Source organism: Streptomyces sp. TM32 (assembly GCF_004122755.1).
Classification (GTDB): Bacteria; Actinomycetota; Actinomycetes; order Streptomycetales; family Streptomycetaceae; genus Streptomyces; species Streptomyces sioyaensis.
In genome coordinates, this window is the sequence record NZ_SDIG01000027.1 from 43,039 (window position 1) to 59,410 (window position 16,372).

At 73.9% G+C, this 16,372-nt stretch carries 17 protein-coding genes and 1 pseudogene; 10 read left to right on the forward strand and 8 right to left on the reverse strand.

The window, feature by feature from the left end:
* The first annotated feature begins 102 nt into the window (after positions 1 to 102).
* From EST92_RS09565 to EST92_RS09575, 3 genes are all read left to right on the forward strand, one after another.
* A complete protein-coding gene (locus EST92_RS09565; protein WP_129249907.1) occupies positions 103 to 741 on the forward strand; it encodes a DUF6758 family protein in 639 nt (212 codons plus the stop codon).
* A gap of 148 nt (positions 742 to 889) precedes the next feature.
* Positions 890 to 1,744 carry a PHP domain-containing protein gene (locus tag EST92_RS09570; protein WP_129249906.1) on the forward strand — a complete coding sequence of 285 codons (855 nt, stop codon included), beginning with the start codon at positions 890 to 892 and terminating at the stop codon, positions 1,742 to 1,744.
* A 198-nt stretch (positions 1,745 to 1,942) separates the two neighbouring features.
* On the forward strand, positions 1,943 to 2,548 hold the full coding sequence (locus EST92_RS09575) for a MarC family protein (protein WP_129280504.1): 606 nt from the start codon (positions 1,943 to 1,945) through the stop codon (positions 2,546 to 2,548).
* 135 nt (positions 2,549 to 2,683) lie between these two features.
* On the opposite strand, the gene EST92_RS31570 is transcribed toward EST92_RS09575, so the two are convergent.
* Positions 2,684 to 2,836, reverse strand: a complete 153-nt coding sequence (locus EST92_RS31570) for a hypothetical protein (protein ID WP_093485054.1) — start codon at positions 2,834 to 2,836, stop codon at positions 2,684 to 2,686.
* A gap of 204 nt (positions 2,837 to 3,040) precedes the next feature.
* On the opposite strand from EST92_RS31570, the gene EST92_RS09580 reads away from it, so the two are divergent.
* Positions 3,041 to 3,967, forward strand: a complete 927-nt coding sequence (locus tag EST92_RS09580; RefSeq protein ID WP_129249905.1) for an NYN domain-containing protein — start codon at positions 3,041 to 3,043, stop codon at positions 3,965 to 3,967.
* Positions 3,968 to 4,044: 77 nt separating this feature from the next.
* Here EST92_RS09580 and EST92_RS09585 read toward each other — a convergent pair whose 3' ends face one another.
* The 3 genes from EST92_RS09585 to EST92_RS09595 all read right to left on the reverse strand — a co-directional run bounded on the left by EST92_RS09585 (position 4,045) and on the right by EST92_RS09595 (position 8,174).
* The gene (locus EST92_RS09585; RefSeq protein WP_129280505.1) at positions 4,045 to 4,527 is read right to left on the reverse strand and encodes an SRPBCC domain-containing protein; all 483 of its coding nucleotides are present in this window, start codon (positions 4,525 to 4,527) and stop codon (positions 4,045 to 4,047) included.
* A gap of 154 nt (positions 4,528 to 4,681) precedes the next feature.
* Positions 4,682 to 5,548: an alpha/beta hydrolase gene (locus EST92_RS09590; protein WP_129280506.1), complete on the reverse strand. Its 867-nt coding sequence runs from the start codon at positions 5,546 to 5,548 to the stop codon at positions 4,682 to 4,684.
* A 118-nt stretch (positions 5,549 to 5,666) separates the two neighbouring features.
* Positions 5,667 to 8,174, reverse strand: a complete 2,508-nt coding sequence (locus EST92_RS09595; protein WP_254068704.1) for a DEAD/DEAH box helicase — start codon at positions 8,172 to 8,174, stop codon at positions 5,667 to 5,669.
* Positions 8,175 to 8,339: 165 nt separating this feature from the next.
* On the opposite strand from EST92_RS09595, the gene EST92_RS09600 reads away from it, so the two are divergent.
* Positions 8,340 to 9,077: a ferritin-like fold-containing protein gene (locus EST92_RS09600; RefSeq protein WP_129249902.1), complete on the forward strand. Its 738-nt coding sequence runs from the start codon at positions 8,340 to 8,342 to the stop codon at positions 9,075 to 9,077.
* A gap of 25 nt (positions 9,078 to 9,102) precedes the next feature.
* Here the strand turns inward: EST92_RS09600 and EST92_RS09605 are convergent, their stop codons facing one another.
* From EST92_RS09605 to EST92_RS09620, 4 genes are all read right to left on the reverse strand, one after another.
* Positions 9,103 to 9,393, reverse strand: a complete 291-nt coding sequence (locus EST92_RS09605; protein WP_129280507.1) for a hypothetical protein — start codon at positions 9,391 to 9,393, stop codon at positions 9,103 to 9,105.
* A 257-nt stretch (positions 9,394 to 9,650) separates the two neighbouring features.
* On the reverse strand, positions 9,651 to 9,878 hold the full coding sequence (locus tag EST92_RS09610; RefSeq protein WP_006603262.1) for a DUF3107 domain-containing protein: 228 nt from the start codon (positions 9,876 to 9,878) through the stop codon (positions 9,651 to 9,653).
* Between the two features lie 117 nt (positions 9,879 to 9,995).
* Complete coding sequence (locus tag EST92_RS09615) at positions 9,996 to 10,637, reverse strand: TetR/AcrR family transcriptional regulator (protein WP_129280508.1); 642 nt, start codon at positions 10,635 to 10,637, stop codon at positions 9,996 to 9,998.
* A gap of 148 nt (positions 10,638 to 10,785) precedes the next feature.
* Entirely contained in the window at positions 10,786 to 11,004 is a 219-nt protein-coding gene (locus EST92_RS09620; RefSeq protein WP_129280509.1) for a hypothetical protein, read from the reverse strand.
* A gap of 170 nt (positions 11,005 to 11,174) precedes the next feature.
* Between EST92_RS09620 and EST92_RS09625 the strand changes: the two genes are divergently transcribed.
* From EST92_RS09625 to EST92_RS09645, 5 genes and pseudogenes are all read left to right on the forward strand, one after another.
* Positions 11,175 to 12,209, forward strand: a complete 1,035-nt coding sequence (locus EST92_RS09625; protein ID WP_129280510.1) for an alpha/beta hydrolase — start codon at positions 11,175 to 11,177, stop codon at positions 12,207 to 12,209.
* Positions 12,210 to 12,364: 155 nt separating this feature from the next.
* Positions 12,365 to 13,651 carry a DUF3152 domain-containing protein gene (locus tag EST92_RS09630; protein WP_129280511.1) on the forward strand — a complete coding sequence of 429 codons (1,287 nt, stop codon included), beginning with the start codon at positions 12,365 to 12,367 and terminating at the stop codon, positions 13,649 to 13,651.
* Between the two features lie 255 nt (positions 13,652 to 13,906).
* The gene (locus EST92_RS09635; protein WP_129280512.1) at positions 13,907 to 15,817 is read left to right on the forward strand and encodes a DUF3492 domain-containing protein; all 1,911 of its coding nucleotides are present in this window, start codon (positions 13,907 to 13,909) and stop codon (positions 15,815 to 15,817) included.
* Positions 15,811 to 16,044, forward strand: a complete 234-nt coding sequence (locus EST92_RS09640) for a hypothetical protein (protein WP_129280513.1) — start codon at positions 15,811 to 15,813, stop codon at positions 16,042 to 16,044. The genes EST92_RS09635 and EST92_RS09640 overlap by 7 nt, the downstream gene beginning before the upstream one ends.
* Positions 16,041 to 16,372, forward strand: a pseudogene (locus tag EST92_RS09645) (hypothetical protein); the annotation flags it as partial. The gene EST92_RS09640 and the pseudogene EST92_RS09645, both read left to right, overlap by 4 nt.

A 16,372-nucleotide genomic window follows, 5' to 3' on the forward strand; every position in this document is an offset into this window, starting at 1 on the left:
CGCGGAAAGCCGTCAATTGCGCGACGGCGTACGAGATTCGGGGCACACCCGCCGGGTGATCGTCCTTGACGCGGCGGCGGACCCGGAGGACCGTGGATGCCTATGAGGGGCGAACCCAGTTGCCCGAAGTGCGGAGGCCGGGTGAGGGCGCCCGGTCTCTTCTCCGACACCTGGCAGTGCGCGAAGCACGGCGCCGTGCATCCGCTCCAGCCGGTCGTCCCGCCGAGCGTCGAGGCGCTCGGCGTCGTCGTGCACCGCGCCCAGGTGCCCGTGTGGATGCCCTGGCCGCTGCCGGTCGGATGGCTGTTCACCGGTGTGGCCTGCGCCGGCGACGAGCGCAGCGGCGGCCGCGCCACCGCGGTGGCCTGCTCGGGCCCCGGACCGCTCGGTGGCCCCGGTGAACTCCTGCTGATCGCCGAGGAGCTGGGCGTCGGACTCGGCGCGCGCTATGCCGGGATCGACGGCCCCGACCCCGGCCCCCACATGTGCGTGGACACCTCCCCGCACGGCAAGGTGCTCGCCGCCGGCCGCCCGACCCCGCTGTGGCACGTCGATCACGCACCCCCGGACCGCGCGGTCTTCGCGGGCGAGGCGCGCGGACTGTGGCTCTGGGCGATCGCCTGGCCCGAGCAGGCGGGGCTGCTGCTCTACGACGAGCTGGTGCTGACGGATCTGCGCGAGGCCGGTGCCGAGGTGGATCTGCTGCCGTGCGGGGCGCTCTCCCCGCGGATCCTGGGCTGACGGGCGCCCCTGCGGGGCCGCCGCCCGCGCCGTCGGGGCGCCACCCGGCCGCCCGGTATCCTTCTGGGGTCCCCTTACGGTGTACCTGTACCCGATGTCCCCCGGGTCCGGTCCCGGGTCCGTCCCGCAGCAGTCTGGAGTCCGCGTCGTGCGCATCGATCTGCACACCCACTCCACGGCGTCCGACGGTACGGACACCCCCGCCGAGCTGGTGCGCCATGCCGCGGCCGCCGGGCTGGACGTCGTCGCGCTGACCGACCACGACACCGTCGGCGGGCATGCCGAGGCGCGTGCCGCGCTGCCCGCGGGGCTGACGCTGGTCACCGGCGCCGAACTCTCCTGCCGGATCGACGGGGTGAGCCTCCATCTGCTCGCCTACCTCTTCGACCCCGAGGAGCCGGAGCTCGCCCGGGAGCGGGAGCTGGTGCGCGACGACCGGGTGCCGCGGGCCCAGGGCATGGTCGCCAAGCTGCGCGACCTCGGAGTGCCGATCACCTGGGAGCGGGTCGCCCGGATCGCCGGCGACGGCGCCGTGGGGCGGCCGCACCTCGCCACCGCCCTCGTCGAGCTGGGCGTGGTCCCCTCCGTTTCGGACGCCTTCACCTCCGAGTGGCTCGCCAATGACGGCCGGGCGTACGTGGACAAGCACGAACTCGATCCGTTCGACGCGATCCGGCTGGTCAAGGCCGCGGGCGGGGTCACCGTCTTCGCGCATCCGCTGGCCGTCAAGCGCGGCAGCTGCGTACCCGAGAGCGTGATCGCCGAACTCGCCGCGTCCGGGCTCGACGGCATCGAGGCCGACCACATGGACCACGACGCGCCGACCCGCGCCCGGCTGCACGGCATGGCCGCCGACCTCGGCCTGCTGGCCACCGGCTCCAGCGACTACCACGGCAGCCGTAAGAGCTGTCACCTCGGCGAATACACCACCGACCCCGAGATCTACGGCGAGATCGTGCGCCGCGCGACCGGCGCCTTCCCCGTCCCCGGCACCGGCGGCTGAGTCCACCGCGGCCCGACCGGCATCCCGCTTCCCGCGCCCACCGTCCGCACCGGGCCGGCGGCGGCCGAACGGTGCGTCCTGCGCGCCGGCGCCCCGCCTCCCGTTCTCCCTGTCTGCTGCCCTGTCTCCTCACGGCTCCGCGTACGGCGCCCTGCCCGTGAGCGCTCGTCCCGTACCACCTCTCGCAAGGCCTTCACCGTGTTCGACATCGCCGTCTTCAGTACCCTGTTCGTCACCCTCTTCGTGATCATGGATCCACCGGGGATCACCCCGATCTTCCTGGCCCTGACCTCAGGGCGCCCGGCCAAGGTGCAGCGCCGTATGGCCTGGCAGGCGGCCACCGTCGCTTTCGGTGTCATCGCCGTCTTCGCCCTCTTCGGCCGGCAGATCCTGGGCCGGCTGCACATCTCGACGCCCGCGCTGATGATCGCGGGCGGGCTGCTGCTTCTGCTGGTCGCGCTGGATCTGCTGACCGGGAAGTCGGAGGAGCCGACCCAGACCAAGGACGTCAATGTGGCGCTGGTGCCGCTGGGCATGCCGCTGCTGGCCGGACCCGGCGCGATCGTGTCGGTGATCCTGGCCGTGCAGCATGCGCACGGCGCCGCCGCCCAGCTCTCCGTCTGGACGGCGATCGCGGCCATCCATGTGGTGCTCTACCTGGTGATGCGGTTCTCGCTCGTGATCATCAGGGTGATCAAGGACGGCGGAGTGGTCCTGGTGACGCGGCTGGCGGGCATGATGCTCTCCGCGCTCGCCGTGCAGCAGATCATCAACGGCGTGCTGCAGGTGGTCCGGTCGGCCTGACACCCGGGCCGCCGGCCTGCCGCGGACGGCACAGCGCCCCCGTACGAGAGGTGTGTACGGGGGCGCTGCGCGCGTCGCGCGCGGCCGGTCGGGCCGCGGTCGGCGGATCCGCCGCATCGGGCGGCGGGGCAGGTATCAGCGGGCGGCGGTGTCGGCCGGGCGGATGTAGATGCGCTGGCCGGTGGCGGCGGCCTGCTGCACGATCCGGTTGACGGAGGCGGCGTCCACGACGGTGCTGTCCACGGCGGTGCCGTCGACATCGTCCAGGCGCATGATCTCGAAGCGCATAGGGCTTCTCCCTTCGTCTGATCCTCCTGTGGAGAACTCTTGAGTACGGGGGTCGCGCGGCGTCGCTGCCGTGCGCTCCCGTTCCGTACAACGTCCTGCCCAGTGCAATCATTCCCTACGCTAAAGAAAAATTTCGAACGTCTAAATATGGCCAGGGGGATGCGGTTGTGCCCGGAGAGTGAGCGCCCGGACAATGGGACCCGTATGAACGATGTCCAGCCCACGGGCCCCACCGACCTCGCCACGCTCTCCGCCGGGATCGAGCGCACCAACGAGCTGCTCACCCGGGTGCTCGCCGAGGTCGCCACCACCCCGTCCACCCATGCCGCCTTCGTGGACGCGGGCTATGTCTACGCGGCGGCGGGGCGGCTGGTCGCCGGCACGGAGGACCGCAAGGCCTTCGACCTGGACGCCGAGGGCATGATCGAGGCGTTCATCGACAAGGCCCGGACGATCTTCCCGGACAGCCGGCTGCTGCGCGTCTACTGGTACGACGGCGCCCGCCGCCGCATCCACACCCAGGAACAGCAGCGGATCGCCGAGCTGCCCGATGTGAAGGTCAGGCTCGGCAACCTCAACGCCAACAACCAGCAGAAGGGCGTCGACTCCCTGATCCGTTCCGACCTGGAGTCGCTGGCCCGGCACCGCGCGATCACCGACGCGGTGCTCATCGGCGGCGACGAGGACCTGGTCTCCGCGGTGGAGGCGGCGCAGGGCTACGGCGCGCGGGTGCATCTGTGGGGCATCGAGGCCTCCGGCGGCCGCAATCAGGCCGAACCGCTGCTGTGGGAGGTCGACAGCGCCCGGACCTTCGACCTGGAATTCTGCAAGCCGTACGTCAGCCGCCGGGTCGGCGCCGAGTACTGCGCCCCGACGACGGGCGAGGGGCCCGCGCCCCAGCGCGAGGAGGTCCGCTTCGTCGGCGCCCAGGTCGCCGCGCAGTGGCTGTCGGAGCGCGGCCGGGAGTGGGTCGCCGAGCTGCTGCCCGGCCATCCGTATCTGCCCGGAGCGGTCGACCAGGAGCTGCTGACCGCCGCCGAGGCCCTGCTGCGGCACTCCCTGCGCAGCCATGCCGATCTGCGGCGGGTGCTGCGCGACGGCTTCTGGGAACACGTCCAGGGGCAGTACTGACCTGTCTGCGGGACCCGGGCCGTGCCGGCCGGGCCTGACCTGAGCCGTCCCGGCCGCCCCGGGCCGCCCCGGCCGGTTCAGGCCCGAGCGAGAAGCTCCCGCAGGCGGTCGAAGAAGCCCGCCCAGCCGGCCTCCGCCTGCCGGTACTGCTCCGCGCTGAGATGGCCGCCGAGCTGCCGGAAGGCCATCTCCGTACGGCCCTCCAGATCGGTCAGCGTGACCCGGACGAGCTCGCCCTCGGCGCCGTGGGGCTCGGCCGTGTCGTTGACGGTGAACTCCAGCCGCTCCGGGGCGGCGACCTCGCGGTAGACACCGGAGAACGGCAGCTCACCGCCGTCCGGGGTGCGCATCACCAGGCTCCAGACGCCGCCGGGCCGGGCGTCCATCGCCATCCGGTCGACCGGCACCTCCAGCTCCCCGCCGAACCAGTACGCGAAGTGCTCGGGTGTCGTCCACGCCTCGAAGACCAGCTCGCGCCGGGCGTCGAAGGTCCGGGTGAGCGCGATGCCGTGGGGGCCACCGCCCTCGTCGGTCGGGGGATTCGCCGCGTGCTCGGTCATGGTCGGGCCCTTCCTGTGCAGCAGGTGGCAGCCGGACGCCGGTGCCGGCCCGCCTGCTTCGATGCTCGCCGAACGGCCCGGCGCTGTCCTGGTGACGCCGTCCGCCCGGCCCACCCGGCCGGCTCGGCGCTCAGCCCCCGGCCCCGCCCGGCGCTCAGCCCACCCCGCTCCAGAACCCGGCGAGCGCCTCGGCCGTCTTCTCCGGCCGTTCGGCGTTGGGGGAGTGCTCGGCGCCCTCGATGACGGTGCGCCGGGCGGACAGCCGCGCGGCCATCTCGTCCATCGACGGCACCGGCCAGGCGTAGTCGACAGCCCCGGAGACGACATGGGTGGCCAGCCCGGTCCGCGCCAGCTCCGCCACCCGGTCGGGCTCGTCCAGCATCTGCCGGCCGGTCGCGATCAACTGCTCGGGGACGGTGTTCAGCCAACGACGGTGCAGGAACGCGCCGATCTCCGGGGGCGTCGCCGCGTCCGCCGCCTCCGGGGGATCCAGTTCGCGCATCGCCCGCCAGACACTCTCCATGTCGAGCCCGCCGAGCGCGTCGATCAGCATCCGCACCCGCGCCTGCTGGCCCGCGGAGATGGCGGCGGGCCCGGAGCTGAGCACGGTGAGCGAACGGAACGGGGCCGCGTCCAGCAGCACCGCGGCGCGGGTGACCAACCCGCCCAGTGAGTGCCCCAGCAGATGCAGCGGCCCGCTGTCCGGCTCCCGCAGGGCCTGCGCCTGCGCCAGCACGTCGAGGGCCAACTCCCTTTGCGCGTACGCCTGTTCCGTGCGCGGGCCGGGGGATTCGTGCTGGCCGCGGCCGTCCACCGCGACCGTCCGGAACCCGGCCGCCGCCAGTGGCGCCAGCAGGGCGATGAAGTCCTCCTTGCTGCCGGTGAATCCGGGCACCAGCAGGGCCGTTCCGATCGGCGCGGCATCGGGCCGGGCGTCCTGCACGGCGAAGGAGCCGCGCGCGGTGTCGAGTCGGTACGCACGGGCGCACGGGGGCAGCGTGAGGGTGGGCGGCCTGCTCATGATCCGAGGTTATCCGGGCCGGGCGGCAAAACGGGTCCGGGACGCCGAACGACCCGGCACCCGCGGGCGGCGGGGCCGGGTCGTTCGACCGTGCGTGCCGGCGGCAGCCGGCGGGGCGTCAGCTCTCGGGCGTCGCCTCGGCGACGGCAGCCTTGGCCCGGGTACGGCGGCGCACCGGCTTGGCCTCGGCGGCCTCTGCGGTGTCCACCGCGGCCTCGGCGGCCTTGGCGGCGGCGCTCTTCCGGGTCCGCTTCGGCTTGGCCGGGGCGTCCTCGGCGGCGGGCGCCTCCGCCGTGGCCTTCGCGGCGGCGGTCTTCCGCGTACGCCGGGGCTCGGCCGGTGCGGCCTCGGTGCCCTCGGCGGCGTCGGCGACCGGCTTGGCGGCGGACTTGCGGGTCCGCTTCGGCTTGGCCGGCGCCTCGACACTGCCCTCGGCGGTGTCCACCGCGGCCTCGGCGGCCTCGGCGGCCTTGGCGGCGGCGCTCTTCCGCGTCCGCTTCGGCTTGGCCGGAGCGGCCTCCACCACGGCCTCCGCGGCCTCGGTCACGGTCTCCGTCACTGCTGCCGGCGCGGTCGCCGCGGCGGCCTTGGCGGCGCCCCGGGTCCGGCGGCGCGGCGCGGCCGGCGCCTCGGCCGGCTCGGTCACCGCGGCGGCCGGGGCCTGCACCGATGCGCCCTCGGCGGTGTCGACCGCGGCCTCGGCGGCCTTGGCGGCCTCCGGACGCGCGGCCCGGGTACGGCGGCGGCGCGGCTTGGCGGGGGCCTCGGTCACCTCGGCGGCCGGTGCGGGTGCGGCGGCCTCGGCCACCGTCTCCGCGGCGGCCGGAGCGGGCACCGCGGCCGACTGACCGCCACGGGTACGGCGGCGCCGGCGCGGCTGGCGCGGTTCGGCGGCCTCCGTGTTTCCGGTGCCTTCCGCGGCGTCGAGCGAGCCGGTCGCCTGCGCCTCGGAGGCGGCGGCGCCGTCCAGCGGCGTGCCACCCCGGGTGCGGCGGCGCTGCCGCGGCGTACGGGTGCGCGCGGGGCGCTCCTCCTCGACGGCGCCCCGGCGGGGCCCGCGGCCGCGGCCGCCGGTCTCGCCCAGGTCCTCGACCTCTTCGGCGGCCAGCCCCGCGCGGGTGCGCTCGGCGCGCGGCAGCACGCCCTTGGTGCCCGCGGGGATGTGCAGCTGCTCGTAGAGGTGCGGCGAGGTGGAGTAGGTCTCCTCCGGCTCGTCGAACGGCAGGTCCAGCGCCTTGTTGATCAGCTTCCAGCGCGGGATGTCGTCCCAGTCGACGAGGGTGACCGCGGTGCCCTTGGCGCCCGCGCGGCCCGTACGGCCGATGCGGTGCAGGTAGGTCTTCTCGTCCTCGGGCGACTGGTAGTTGATGACGTGCGTCACACCCTCGACGTCGATGCCGCGGGCCGCGACGTCGGTGCAGACCAGGACGTCGACCTTGCCGTTGCGGAAGGCGCGCAGCGCCTGCTCACGGGCGCCCTGGCCGAGGTCGCCGTGGACCGCGCCGGAGGCGAAGCCGCGGCGCGAGAGCTGGTCGGCGATGTCGGCGGCGGTCCGCTTCGTACGGCAGAACACCATCGCCAGGCCCCGGCCCTCGGCCTGCAGGATGCGGGCGACCATCTCCGGCTTGTCCATGGAGTGGGCCCGGAAGACGTGCTGGGTGGTGTTGGCGACGGTCTGGCCCTCGTCGTCCGGCGCGGTGGCGCGGATGTGCGTGGGCTGCGACATGTAGCGGCGGGCCAGCGAGATGACCTGGCCGGGCATGGTCGCGGAGAACAGCATCGTCTGGCGCTTGACCGGCAGCAGCTGGATGATCTTCTCGACGTCGGGCAGGAAGCCCAGGTCGAGCATCTCGTCGGCCTCGTCCAGCACCAGGCTCTTGACCTGGGAGAGGTTCAGCTTGCGCTGGCCCGCGAGGTCGAGCAGCCGGCCGGGCGTGCCGACGACGACGTCGACGCCCTTCTTCAGCGCCTCGACCTGCGGCTCATAGGCACGGCCGCCGTAGATGGCCAGCACCCGGACATTGCGCACCTTGCCGGCGGTGAGCAGATCGTTGGTGACCTGCTGGCACAGCTCACGGGTGGGCACGACCACCAGCGCCTGCGGCGCCTCGGTCAGCTGCTCGGGCCGGGCCCGGCCCGCCTCGACGTCGACGGGGACCGTGACGCGCTCCAGCAGCGGCAGGCCGAAGCCCAGCGTCTTGCCGGTGCCGGTCTTGGCCTGGCCGATGACGTCGTTGCCGGAGAGGGCGACGGGGAGCGTCAGCTCCTGGATGGGAAAGGGGGAAACGATGCCGACGGCTTCGAGGGCCTCGGCCGTCTCGGGAAAAATCCCGAGGTCTCGGAATGTAGACAGAATCTTGCCTCTTCTGTGAGACGCGGCGTGAGGCGGCGAAGGGGGTCGTACCGCACCGTCGTACGGGTTCGTACGGGGCCGGCCTGATACAGCCGGTGGGGCGGGACCACTGCCAACGCTCAGGCACTCCTGCCGCGAGCGGTGTCCCCCCTGCGGTGCGTATGTCTCGTACGCGGGGCAGCAGAGGGCGGTCGGTTTGGAGCCGATCGGGCCACCGACCGGGCATCCGCTTCGTGGAACGACCCACCGATACTCGGCAGGTCCGCATACCACTGTACCCCGGATATGGCGCGTCCATCCGAAGGCTTGTATGAGTGAGGAATACATCACGGCCCGGCGCGGCCCCCGGGAGCCGGTTGCGGCTGTCGTTCGTACGGGGGAACGGCAGTGGCTGACCAGGCCCTTCCCCGAGCCGCCGAGCGGGCTATTGTGCCGGTCATGGGAACGCCTGACAACGCCGCCGCTGACGCGCAAGAACACACCGGGATCGCCGCCCAGGACTGGACGCAGGCATCCGTCGACCCGCAGTACCGGGCCGCCGTGATCGACCTGCTCGGCGCGCTCGCCTACGGCGAGCTGTCCGCCTTCGAGCGCCTGGCGGAGGACGCGAAGCTCGCGCCGACGATGGACGACAAGGCCGAACTGGCCAAGATGGCCTCGGCAGAGTTCCACCACTTCGAGCGGCTGCGGGAGCGGCTCGCGCAGATCGAGGCGGAGCCGAACGAGGCGATGGAGCCGTTCGCTGCCGCCCTGGACGAGTTCCACCGCCAGACCGCACCGTCCGACTGGCTGGAAGGCCTGGTCAAGGCCTACGTCGGCGACTCGATCGCCAGTGACTTCTACCGCGAGGTCGCGGCCCGGCTGGACTCCGACACCCGCGGTCTGGTGCTGGCCGTACTGGACGACACCGGGCACGCGTCGTTCGCCGTGGAGAAGGTGCGCGCGGCCATCGAGGCCGAGCCGCGGGTCGGCGGGCGGCTGGCGCTGTGGGCGCGCCGGCTGATGGGCGAGGCGCTCTCGCAGGCGCAGCGGGTCGTCGCGGACCGCGATGCGCTCTCCACGATGCTGGTGGGCGGCGTGGCCGACGGTTTCGACCTGGCCGAGGTCGGCCGGATGTTCTCGCGGATCACCGAGGCGCACACCAAGCGGATGGCGGCCCTGGGGCTCGCGGCCTGACGCGCGACGGGGGTGCCGGGCGGATTCAGGCCGTCCGGTGCCCCTTCAACGCCGCGGTCGGCCGCCGAAGGCGGTGGTGCGGCGGGCGTGCCACGACCGACAGCAGGGCCGCACCGACGGCGCACGCGGCGATCATCACCTGGACGGGATGGCCGGGGCCGAGGATCGAGCGGGTCAGCAGCGCGCCGAGCAGCGCCGCGACCGGGCCGGTGGCCAGCGTGAGGGTGCGCGCGGGGAAGCGGTCCGGCAGCCAGTGGGTGGCGGACAGGGCGATGGCGAAGCCGATGAGCACGGCGCCGAGCGCTTCCCAGATCATGCTGTTCCCTCCCGCGAGACGGTTCGACCGGCTGAACACCTCGGTCGTTGCGGTGGTACCCAAGGGGCACCGGCAGCAACCCTCCCCGCGCGGGTCCCCTGCCCGATCAGCTCAGCGGCACCGACTCGAACGGCCTGATCTGCAAAAAGGCCGGCGGGCCGGGGACGGATCGGACCGGAAAGAGGGGCGGCGGCCCGGAGAGGAGTCCCCGGGCCGCCGCCCCTGTGCCTTCGGCTGCCGCCTCGGGCGCGTGCTGCTCAGAGCGTGCCGAAGCCGACCTTGCGGGCGGTCGGCTCGCCGAGCTCCACATAGGCCAGCCGGTCCGACGGGACCAGCACCTTGCGACCGTGGTCGTCCACCAGGGTCAGCAGCTGAGACGTGCCGCTCAGGGCCTCGGACACCGCGCTCTCCACCTCTTCGGCAGTCTGCCCGCTCTCCAGAATGATCTCGCGGGGCGCGTGCTGCACGCCGATCTTGACCTCCACGGCTTTTGTCCCTCCGACGGTCACTTGGGTGCGCGGCCATCCGCGCCGTACGCAGCACACATTAGCCCGGTACGGCGAAGCGTAGGGCGCCATGGACCACGCCCGCAGCGAACAGGGTCAGTGTGCCTCGGTGTCCTGCAGCGGGAAGCCGGCGATGCCCTTCCAGGCGAGCGAGGTCAGCAGCTGCACCGCGGTGTCCCGCGGCACCTTGCTCTCCGAGGACAGCCAGTAGCGCGCCACGACCTGGGAGACCCCGCCCATGCCGATGGCGAGCAGCATCGACTCGTCCTGCGACAGGCCGGTGTCCTCGGCGATCACCGCGCTTATGGCCTCGGCGCACTCCAGGGACACCTTGTCCACCCGCTCGCGGACCGCCGGCTCATTGGTCAGGTCCGACTCGAAGACCAGCCGGAAGGCGCCGCCCGGGTCCTCCACATACGCGAAGTAGGCGTCCATCGTCGCCGCGACCCGCTGCTTGTTGTCGGTCGTCGACGCCAGCGCCGCCCGTACCGAGTGCAGCAGCGCCTCGCAGTGCTGGTCGAGCAGGGCGAGGTAGAGGTCGAGCTTGCCCGGAAAGTGCTGGTAGAGGACGGGCTTGCTGACCCCCGCCCGCTCGGCGATGTCATCCATCGCGGCCGCGTGGTAGCCCTGCGCGACGAAGACTTCCTGGGCGGCGCCCAGAAGCTGGTTGCGCCGGGCGCGACGTGGCAGGCGTGTGCCCCGCGGGCGCGCCGCCTCGGTCTGCTCGATGGCGCTCACGCTGCCTCCCAGAGATTGGTTCGTACGCGGTCCGTACAAGGTGGTGCACCGCGCCCGCCATCGTACTTTTGGGTAACCCGGCTGTGCGCGGTCCCGGTCGGTTTTTTCTCTCCGACCCCCTCACCAGAAGCCGACATAACGTCCCAGGTCATCGGTATTCGTCTTCGTTGGTCTCCACGACACGGGCCTGTTCGACGAGATCCGCCTCGTTCGCCTCGTCGGGGTCGAGGACGGTCAGCGGTTCGTCGCGCTGGGGTGCGAGGTCCGCGTACTGTTCGGCGGCGTCCGCTTCCGGAGCTTCGACGTCGAGGTCGGTGGCGTCGCTCTCGTCCACGAAGGTCTCCGGATCTGTCGGGTCGACGCGCATGGTGGCTCCCTTTCCGCGTGCTCGTTGCTTCGGCTGGTGCCTGACCTGAAAGCAGGGGCCGGGCCGGCTGCCCTCGCCTACGAGCGTAGGAGAGTGGCCGCGGCAGCGCGATGCGGTGTGTGACGGCGGACACACGATCGGAGGCGTGATCGTCTCGTAACATCGACCCCATGTCTTCGACCGAGTCGCCGGACACCGCGACCGCCGCCCTACCGGTGCCGCCGGCCGGCCCCGGCCGGCGCGGAGGGGCGGAGACGGTGCGCACCGCGACCCTGCCGGGACTGACGCTGACCGTACGGGCGCCGGCCGGACCTTCGGCCGGGCCCGACGGCGCCGGGCAGGGCACAGCGGGCGACGGCGCCGCGGGCGAGCGCGAGGCCGCCCTCTACGTCCACGGCCTCGGCGGGTCCTCGCAGAACTGGTCGGATCTGATGCCGCTGCTCGCCGACCGGCTGGACGGCGAGGCGATCGACCTGCCCGGCTTCGGGCAGTCCCCGCCCCCGGACGACGGCAACTACTCCGTTTCGGCGCAGGCCCGCGCGGTCATCCGCTACCTCGACGCCGCCGGGCGCGGACCCGTCCATCTCCTCGGCAACTCCATGGGCGGCGCCGCGGCGACCCGGGTGGCGGCGGTGCGCCCCGATCTCGTCCGCACCCTGACGCTGGTCTCCCCGGCGCTGCCCGAGCTGCGGCCGCAGTTGACGGCGGTGCCCACTGCGTTGCTCGCCGTCCCCGGCATCGCCCGGCTCTTCGGCCGGCTCACCCATGACTGGACGCCCGAGCGCCGCACCCGCGAGGTGCTGGCGCTGTGTTACGGCGACCCCGGCCGGGTCAGCCCGGAAGGGTTCAACTCCGCGGCCGACGAATATGCCCGTCGCCTCGAACTCCCTTATTTCTGGGAGGTGATGGAGCGCTCGGCCCGCGGGCTGGTGAACGCCTACACGCTCGGCGGGCAGCATAATTTGTGGCGTCAGGCAGAGCGCGTACTCGCCCCGACGCTTCTCGTCTACGGTGGACGCGACCGCCTGGTCTCCTTCCGGATGGCGCGGCGGGCGGCCGCGGCGTTCCGCGGTTCGCGACTGCTGACGCTTCCGGAGGCGGGGCATGTGGCGATGATGGAGTACCCCGAGGCAGTGGCGCGGGCCGTCCGCGAACTGCTCGACAGTGAAGTGACCGATGTGACCGCTGATGCCGGCAGGAGCTGACACGCCCCGTGGGACGCCATAGCCGACGAAGCCGGCCCGAGACCGCTGCGGAGAGTTCACCGACGGCCGGTCCGCCCGGCAACAGCCCCTCAGGGGGCGGTTCTTCCGGACCCGGCACCGGGCGCCGCAGACGTGAGTCGCTCCAGGGTGACCCGGTGCGCGGCGGCCACCCCGAACAGCACGAGCCGGGCGGCGGCTGGGGCGCGCTCCCCGGCGGCCCGTCGGGGGCGTCCCGGCAGGGTGCGCCGAGGATTCCCCGGCCGCGCACGGAACTTCCCGGCGGACCGCCGCTCGCCGCACCGGGCAGTGACCCGGGGCCGCGGCGCGACTATGTGGAGGCCTTCGACGGCCGGCCGTTCCCGGGGGCGACGGGTGTCGTGGACCCGGACGACGACGTGTTCCGGGCCGGCGCGCCCCGCCCGGCGGGCCCAGGGGCCGGCGGACCGGGGCCCGGCGCGGGCCCCCTGCCCGCCGGCGGCCGCTTCACCGGGCGGTCGGTGGTCTTCGACCGGGGCACCGTCGACGCGCCGGACGAGGAGGACGGACCCGGCGCGGACGGCGGTGGCCCGTACGGCCCCCACGACGGTGAACCGGGCGACGCCGCCGACCCGGACGAGTCCGGGCGCGGCGGGCGCAAGGGCGGCAAGGGCCGGACGTTCACCGGTGCCGCGGCCGCGGCGGTGACCACCGTGCTCGCCGTGGTGATCGCCGGTCAGGTCGCCCACCAGCGCGAGGACGGCGCCGACCCGCAGCCGCGCAGCGGGCCCGACCGCGGCGACGACACCGGCGACGCGGCCTCCCGGTCCCATGCCCGCGCCACCCAGGACGCCAAGGCCGCCGGTTACGACGAGCAGATGGCGAAGGTGTTCCCGCTGGACGCGCGGCTGACGGCCGACGGCCGGTTCACCCCGGTCCCCGGCGCCGCCAAGGCCCCCGGACACGGCAAGCTGCTGCGCTACCGCGTGGACATCGAGGAGGGGCTGCCGCTGGACGGCAAGCTCTTCGCCCAAGCGGTGCACACGACCCTGAACGACAGCCGGAGCTGGTCGCACGGCGGGAAGATGACCTTCGAGCGGGTGTCCTCCGGGCACGCCGACTTCGTGATCACGCTGGCGAGCCCGGGGACCACCTCGGCATGGTGCGCCAAGTCCGGTCTCGACACCCGCGAGGAGAACGTCTCCTGCGACTCGGCGGCGACCGACCGCGTCATGATCAATGCGTACCGGTGGGCGCAGGGTTCCAAGACCTACGGCCACGACAAGATGCTGGCCTACCGTCAGATGCTCATCAACCACGAGGTCGGCCACCGCCTCGGGCACAACCACGAGGCCTGCCCCCGGCAGGGCGCACCGGCGCCGGTGATGATGCAGCAGACCAAGTTCCTGACGACGGACGGGGTGACCTGCCGCCCCAACCCCTGGCCGTTCCCCGCCCAGCGCTGACCGGACCCGGCCGCCGGGGCCGGACCGCCTGAGCCGTTGCCCCCTGAGCGGGGCCGCGGATGCGGTGGGTCCCCGGGAGCACATAGCGCGTCGAAACGCCCTTAGGGGCGGAAAGTCACGTGCTTTCACCCCTTCCGGTGGCGCGACGGACAACCGTCCATCGCGCCACCGGCCGTCTGCATAGCTTCTTCCTGCAGGTGGCGGCCGTGCCGCTGGGACACCGGGACGCCGATATGGGAGGACGGGGGTGCGCTCGTGCGAATTGGACTGCTCACCGAGGGTGGTTATCCGTATGCGCCCGGCGAGTCGCACACATGGTGCGAGCGGCTCGTCCGCGGGCTCACCGGCCATGACTTCGAGGTCTACGCCCTGTACCCCGACGCCCGCCAGGAGACACAGCGCCTCGGTGAACTCCCCGGACACGTACGGCTGGTGCGCAGTGCACCCCTGTGGGGCGACTTCCCCGCCGGGCACCGCCGGGCCGCCGAGCAGCGCCGGGGCCGTGGGCCCGGGCGCCGCGAACGGCGGCGCTTCGCCGGGCACTTCGCCGACCTGGTGGCGGGCTTCGCCACCACACCCCCGGGCGACGGGCCGGCCGCGGCCGCACCGGCCGGCCGGGACGCCGCCCCCGCCTCACCCGTGACCAGCAAGGCGGACCGTTTCGCCAGCGGTCTCTACGGACTCGCCGAACTCGCCCGGGACCACGGCCACCTGCCCGCCCTACTGCGCTCCGAGGACGCCGTGCGCATCCTGGAGGCCGCCTGCCACGGCGCCCGCGCCCTGCCCGCCGCGCACGGCGCCCAGGTCAAGGATCTGCTGGCGGTCACCGCCCGGCTCGAACTCGCGCTGCGGCCGCTGTCCCTGGACTGGTACGGCGACCGACGGACACCCGGGCTCGGCGGGGTGGACCTGTGCCATGCCACCTCCGCCGGTGCGGCCGCGCTCCCCGGACTGCTGGCCGGGCACTTCTTCGGTACGCCGCTGTTGGTCACCGAGTACGGCGTCGGGCTGCGCGAGCACTATCTCGCGGGCGCCGCCTCGCCGCTGAGCGCACCGGTGCGCGCGCTGCTCGCCGCCTTCCAGGGCGCCCTGGCCGCCGAGGCCTACGCCCGCGCCGCACTGATCACCCCCGGCAACACCCACGCCCGGCGCTGGCAGGAGCGCTGCGGCGCCGACCGCGCCCGGCTGCGCACGGTCTATCCGGGCATGGACGCCGGGCCCTTCGGCGCCGTCGCGGAGGCCGCCGCCGACGAGTCCAAGACGCTGGTGTGGGTCGGGGCCGTCGAGCCCGCCAAGGACCTCGTCGGGCTGCTGCACGCGTTCGCCGGGGTCCGCCGGACCGAGCCGCGGGCCACCCTGCGGATCATCGGCGGGGCCGGCCGCGACCCGCAGGCGCCCGGATATCTCGCGCAGTGCCGCGTGCTGGCCGCCCAGCTCTTCCCCGACGAGGCGGCCGACGCCCGCACCGTCGGCGAGAACCCGGTCAGCTTCGAGGAGATCGGCAGCCCCGAGGTGCCGACCCTGCAGGACGCCTATGCCTCCGGTGCGGTGGTGGTGCTGTCCAGTGTCGTCGAGGGCTTTCCGCGCTCCCTGGTGGAGGCGATGTTCTGCGGCCGCGCCACGGTGTCGACGGATGCCGGCGCGGTCTGCGAAGTCATCGGCGGCACCGGCCTGGTGGTCCCGCCGCGCAACCCCCGGGCCCTCGCCGAGGCCTGCGCCGCGCTGCTCGGTGACCCGGACCGCAGGGCCAGGCTGGGCGCCGCGGCCCGCGCCCGGGCGCTGGAACTGTTCACCGTCGAGCAGAACGTCGCGGCATTTCGTGGCATCTACCTGGAGCTGATCTCGCACGCCCCGGCCCGACCGGCCGCCGGGCGCGCCCGGGACGCGCAGGGCGTCCCGCGGCCCTTCGCCCGCCCCGCCGAGTCCCATGTCCCGGGCCGCTGGGCGGTGACCGGCGCCGCCACCCGCCCGGCCGCGCCGGCCGGCCGGACGCCGAGCTGGGCGGTGCCCGAGGAGGAGCGGGGCCCCGCCGCCATGGCGGTGCCGGCCGCCGGACGCACCGGGGCCGGGGGAGTGGCCGCCGCCCGAGGAATGAGACAGCCGGTGAGACGGGGCGACCCGGCTACCGGACAGCCCCGGCCGACACAAGGGAGTGGCCAATGGTGACGGGTGTGCTCGATGTGATCTGCGCGATGGGCGTGGTGGGCGTGGCCCTGGTGACCGGCATGGCGGACGTGGCGAACGGCGGCAGCCGGCGCGGCGCCCGTCCCGGCAGCCCGGCGGTCGTCCGGCACACCTCCCCGGACGGCCCCGGCCGCCCGCTCCGCCGGCACCCCGCGCCCCACCGCCCCGGCGGCTGCCCGCGGATCCCGGTACGGGGGGACGGGACATGAGCACCCCCGAGGGCGCCGCCACGCGCGCCGTCGAGGCGGCCGGGGACCAGCCCGCCGACCGGGCCGCGCCGCCCCCGCGCCGCGGCCCCGCCGACCCCGTCCGGTCCCTGATGCACCGTCATCAGGAGCTGTGCGCCCGCGCCGTCGACGCCCTGGAGATCGCCGCCGGCCTGGAGGCGCACGGCGTCACCGACCGTACGGCCGCACGCTTCCGGCACCGTGACGTCTTCTCCCTGGCCGAGGAGCTCTACGCCCGGGTACCGCGCGCCGACCGGGACACCGCCACCGCGGCCGGTCCCGCGGCCCCGGTCAGCGCCTCGACCGGGAC